The following is a 3,586-nucleotide window of genomic DNA, read 5'->3' on the forward strand; positions in this document are numbered from 1 at the left end:
GCATTCGCTATGCGAGAGTAGTTCACCGCCAGGCTCCCAAATAAACAGACCCTTCGTGAAAACGAAGGGTTTTTTTATTGGTATTGCGGTAGTTCACCGCTGGATGGCCAGCCCCGCAGCCTCCCAATTAAGCAAAGCCCGACTCGTAAGAGCCGGGCTTTTTGCTTTGCGCTTCTTCAACCACATCATTACAATAGCGGTATTCGCGTTAACTGGCCTGATCATGCGCACTTTCACTAATATTTCTGCCGTCCCTTATTCTACTTTCCGCTTTAATGCTCAGCTGGCCGCTGTTACAGAGCTTGATTCTGTTGCAGATTTGGATAACTTCCACTCCGATACCACTCCTGTTGTGCTGGGTGAGGGCAGCAATACCATTTTTATGCAGGATCTTATCGCACCCGTATGCCGTTTTGTCGCCGACAGCAAAACTGTTACACAGTTGGATCCGCAGCATGTGTTAATACATGTTGAGGCTGGTCATAACTGGCATCAACTGGTTAGCTGGGCTGTTGAACAGCAGCTGTGGGGTATAGAAAACCTGGCGCTAATCCCGGGGTCCGTTGGTGCTGCGCCGGTGCAGAATATCGGTGCTTACGGCGTTGAACTGGCAGACAGCTGTTTATATGTTGATTTTTATCACTGGCAACAGCGCAAAGTACAGCGTATTGCTGCGGGTCGTTGCCAGTTTGGCTACCGTGACAGCGTGTTTAAGCATGCCCTGGCGGGTAAAGGTATTATCATTGCGGTGGGCTTGTGCTTGAGTAAGCAACCTCTTCCGGTGTTGGGATATAAAGGCTTGGATCATCTGCCTGCTGACGCGGCTATCAGCAGTATATTCGAACAGATTATCGCCGTGCGTAGCAGTAAATTGCCGGACCCTGCTGTGCTGGCCAATTGCGGTAGCTTCTTTAAAAATCCGGTTATTGCCAAACAGCAATACACTGCGCTGAAAGCAAAATATGCTGACATGCCGTGTTTTATCCAGGCCGACGATAGCGTAAAGGTTCCGGCAGCGTGGTTAATTGAACAACAAGGCTTTAAAGCTAAGCGTTATGGTGACGTTGGTTGCTATAAGTTACAGCCGCTGGTGGTGGTAAATCACGGTGCAGGTACGCCGGCTCAGCTGGAACAGCTTATTACTGCTGTGCAGCAGCAAGTGCTGGGAGCTTACGGCGTCCAGTTAGAAGCCGAAGTACGCATGCTAAATAGTGCCGGACAGCCGGTCAGATGAGCAAAGCCAGCTTAGTTACCCAGCGCCAACTGCTTAGTGCCTTAAGCGGAGGGGAATTTCAATCTGGTCAGGTGCTGGCAGATACTCTGGGATTAAGCCGAACGGCGGTTGCTAACCATATTAAGCAACTGCAACAGCTTGGGCTGGATATCTATAAAGTGAAAGGCCGTGGTTATTGTCTCGCAGAGCCGCTGACTTTATTAGATGCGGCAAAGATAAGTCAGTTAAGGCAAAGTGGCAATGCAGACATCCTGGTGCAAAATATTACCGATTCAACTAACAGCCAGTTAATGCAGAAAGTACAGGATGGCTTGGTAACGCAACCCGGTTATACCTTAGTGGCAGAGGCGCAAACTGCAGGCAGAGGCCGGCGTGGTCGTAACTGGTATTCACCTTTTGCGGCCAGTTTATATTTCTCTATGTACTGGCGACTGGAGCAGGGTATTCAGGCCGCCATGGGATTAAGCTTGGTGGTGGCCATCGCCATAGCAAGAATGCTGAAACAGCAGTATCAGGTTGAGGCTAAGGTTAAATGGCCCAATGATGTTTATGTTGATGGTAAAAAGCTATGCGGTATCCTGGTGGAACTGGCGGGGCAGGCCCATGCCGGCTGCGATGTTATTATTGGTATTGGTATGAATATCCGCTTGCCGCAGCAGGCACTGAACAGTATAGATCAGCAGTATATTGATTTAGCCGATGCATCTGGCCAGGTGATTGACCGTAACCTGCTGGTGGCTTTGTTACAGCAACAATTGCTTGCCTTGCTTGCGGAGTTTAGCGAAAACGGTTTTACCGGCTTTGTTGATGAGTTTGCTCAGTATAATCAGTACCGTGACAAGGCAGTAAAGCTTATCGGTAACACAGAGATAAAGGGCATTTGTCTCGGCGTTGATAAACAAGGTGCCTTGTTGATTAAAACGGCCTCAGGTGTGCAGGCGTACTTTGGTGGCGAACTTAGTTTACGCGCGGGAGATTAGCATGTATTTATTGCTGGATATTGGTAATACCCGTGAGAAAGCCGCGCTGGTCAAGCAGGGCAAAGTAACGGCTTTACCGCAACTGGCGCCGGATAATCTGGCAAAGTTGCCGATTAAAGCTGTGTACTTTGCCAGCGTAGCATCGCAGGAGAAGGTGGCGGTGATTAAGCAGCTACTGGGGCTGGATCATTTACCCTGGCGCCAGGTGCACTCTGATGCGCAGGCCTATGGTGTCCGTAGCAGTTATCAGCAACCGCAGACGCTGGGTGTTGACCGCTGGTTGGCGATGTTAGGTGCGCAGTTGTTGTTTCCGGCAAAAAATGTGCTGATTGTTGATGCAGGCACAGCAGTAACGGTCGATTGGTTAGATAAAGATGGCCAGCACGGCGGCGGTTGGATTATCCCCGGCCTGAAAATGCAGCAGCAGGCAGTGGTAAAAAACACCGCAAAAGTATTCAACTCTGAAATGTTTAATGGCCGGCTGGAGCCCGGTACTGATACCGTCACAGGCTTACAAAATGGTTGTTTAGCCGCAGTTTCAGGCGCAGTGCGGTTGGCGTGGCAGCAAACACCCTGTGACAAGCTGTTGCTGACCGGGGGAGACAGTAAATTTCTTAAACCTTATCTGGCTGATTTACCACTGGTGGTGGAACCTTTACTGATTTTCCAGGGATTGGCGCGTTATATTGATATGTAACTGTCAATTTGTGCACTTTATGAACGCTTAGGCAGGAATTTAGTGCTTTTTTGGTTTTTTCTGTTGCACGACCCAGGGCATTCCACTAGAATTCGCACCCACTGACGTAGTGCCGCTTTAGCTCAGTTGGTAGAGCAACTGACTTGTAATCAGTAGGTCATCCGTTCGACTCGGATAAGCGGCACCATTAGTGGAGGGGTTCCCGAGTGGCCAAAGGGATCAGACTGTAAATCTGCCGGCACTGCCTTCGAAGGTTCGAATCCTTCCCCCTCCACCATCTTCGTCAGGAAGAATAGCTACGAGTAGGCCGCGGGCATCGTATAATGGCTATTACCTCAGCCTTCCAAGCTGAAGATGCGGGTTCGATTCCCGCTGCCCGCTCCAATCAAAAACGTTGCTGATATAGCTCAGGCGGTAGAGCGCATCCTTGGTAAGGATGAGGTCCCCAGTTCGATTCTGGGTATCAGCACCATCTTGACACCTCTCTTGCTATCCAAACACTAAACTAATTTTAAATAACCGCCGTTTTGCAAAAAGGGTCTATACATGGCTAAGGCTAAATTTGAACGTAATAAACCGCACGTAAACGTAGGCACCATTGGTCACGTTGACCACGGTAAAACTACTTTAACTGCAGCAATCACAAACGTACTGGCTAAGCATTACGGCGGTCAG

General features: G+C 49.5%; 4 protein-coding genes and 4 tRNA genes. All 8 read left to right on the forward strand.

The genetic code is table 11. From position 1 onward, the window contains the following. The first annotated feature begins 223 nt into the window (after nt 1–223). Nucleotides 224–1,234 carry a UDP-N-acetylmuramate dehydrogenase gene (gene murB, locus Q8O77_RS04765; RefSeq protein ID WP_305551708.1) on the forward strand — a complete coding sequence of 337 codons (1,011 nt, stop codon included), beginning with the start codon at nt 224–226 and terminating at the stop codon, nt 1,232–1,234. Beyond that, complete coding sequence (gene birA / locus Q8O77_RS04770; protein WP_305551709.1) at nt 1,231–2,214, forward strand: bifunctional biotin--[acetyl-CoA-carboxylase] ligase/biotin operon repressor BirA; 984 nt, start codon at nt 1,231–1,233, stop codon at nt 2,212–2,214. Before murB ends, birA begins: the two co-directional genes overlap by 4 nt. Nucleotide 2,215: 1 nt before the next feature. Further along, entirely contained in the window at nt 2,216–2,911 is a 696-nt protein-coding gene (locus tag Q8O77_RS04775) for a type III pantothenate kinase (protein WP_305551710.1), read from the forward strand. A 111-nt stretch (nt 2,912–3,022) separates the two neighbouring features. Then, a tRNA-Thr gene (locus Q8O77_RS04780) sits at nt 3,023–3,098 on the forward strand. A gap of 5 nt (nt 3,099–3,103) precedes the next feature. Next, a tRNA-Tyr gene (locus Q8O77_RS04785) sits at nt 3,104–3,188 on the forward strand. 32 nt (nt 3,189–3,220) lie between these two features. After that, a tRNA-Gly gene (locus tag Q8O77_RS04790) sits at nt 3,221–3,295 on the forward strand. 12 nt (nt 3,296–3,307) lie between these two features. After that, nucleotides 3,308–3,383, forward strand: a tRNA-Thr gene (locus Q8O77_RS04795). A 74-nt stretch (nt 3,384–3,457) separates the two neighbouring features. Beyond that, the coding region (locus tag Q8O77_RS04800; protein WP_008899710.1) for a GTP-binding protein at nt 3,458–3,586 on the forward strand (129 nt) is incomplete at its 3' end.

Origin of the sequence: Rheinheimera sp. (assembly GCF_030690345.1) — a bacterium.
GTDB lineage: Bacteria > Pseudomonadota > Gammaproteobacteria > Enterobacterales > Alteromonadaceae > Alishewanella.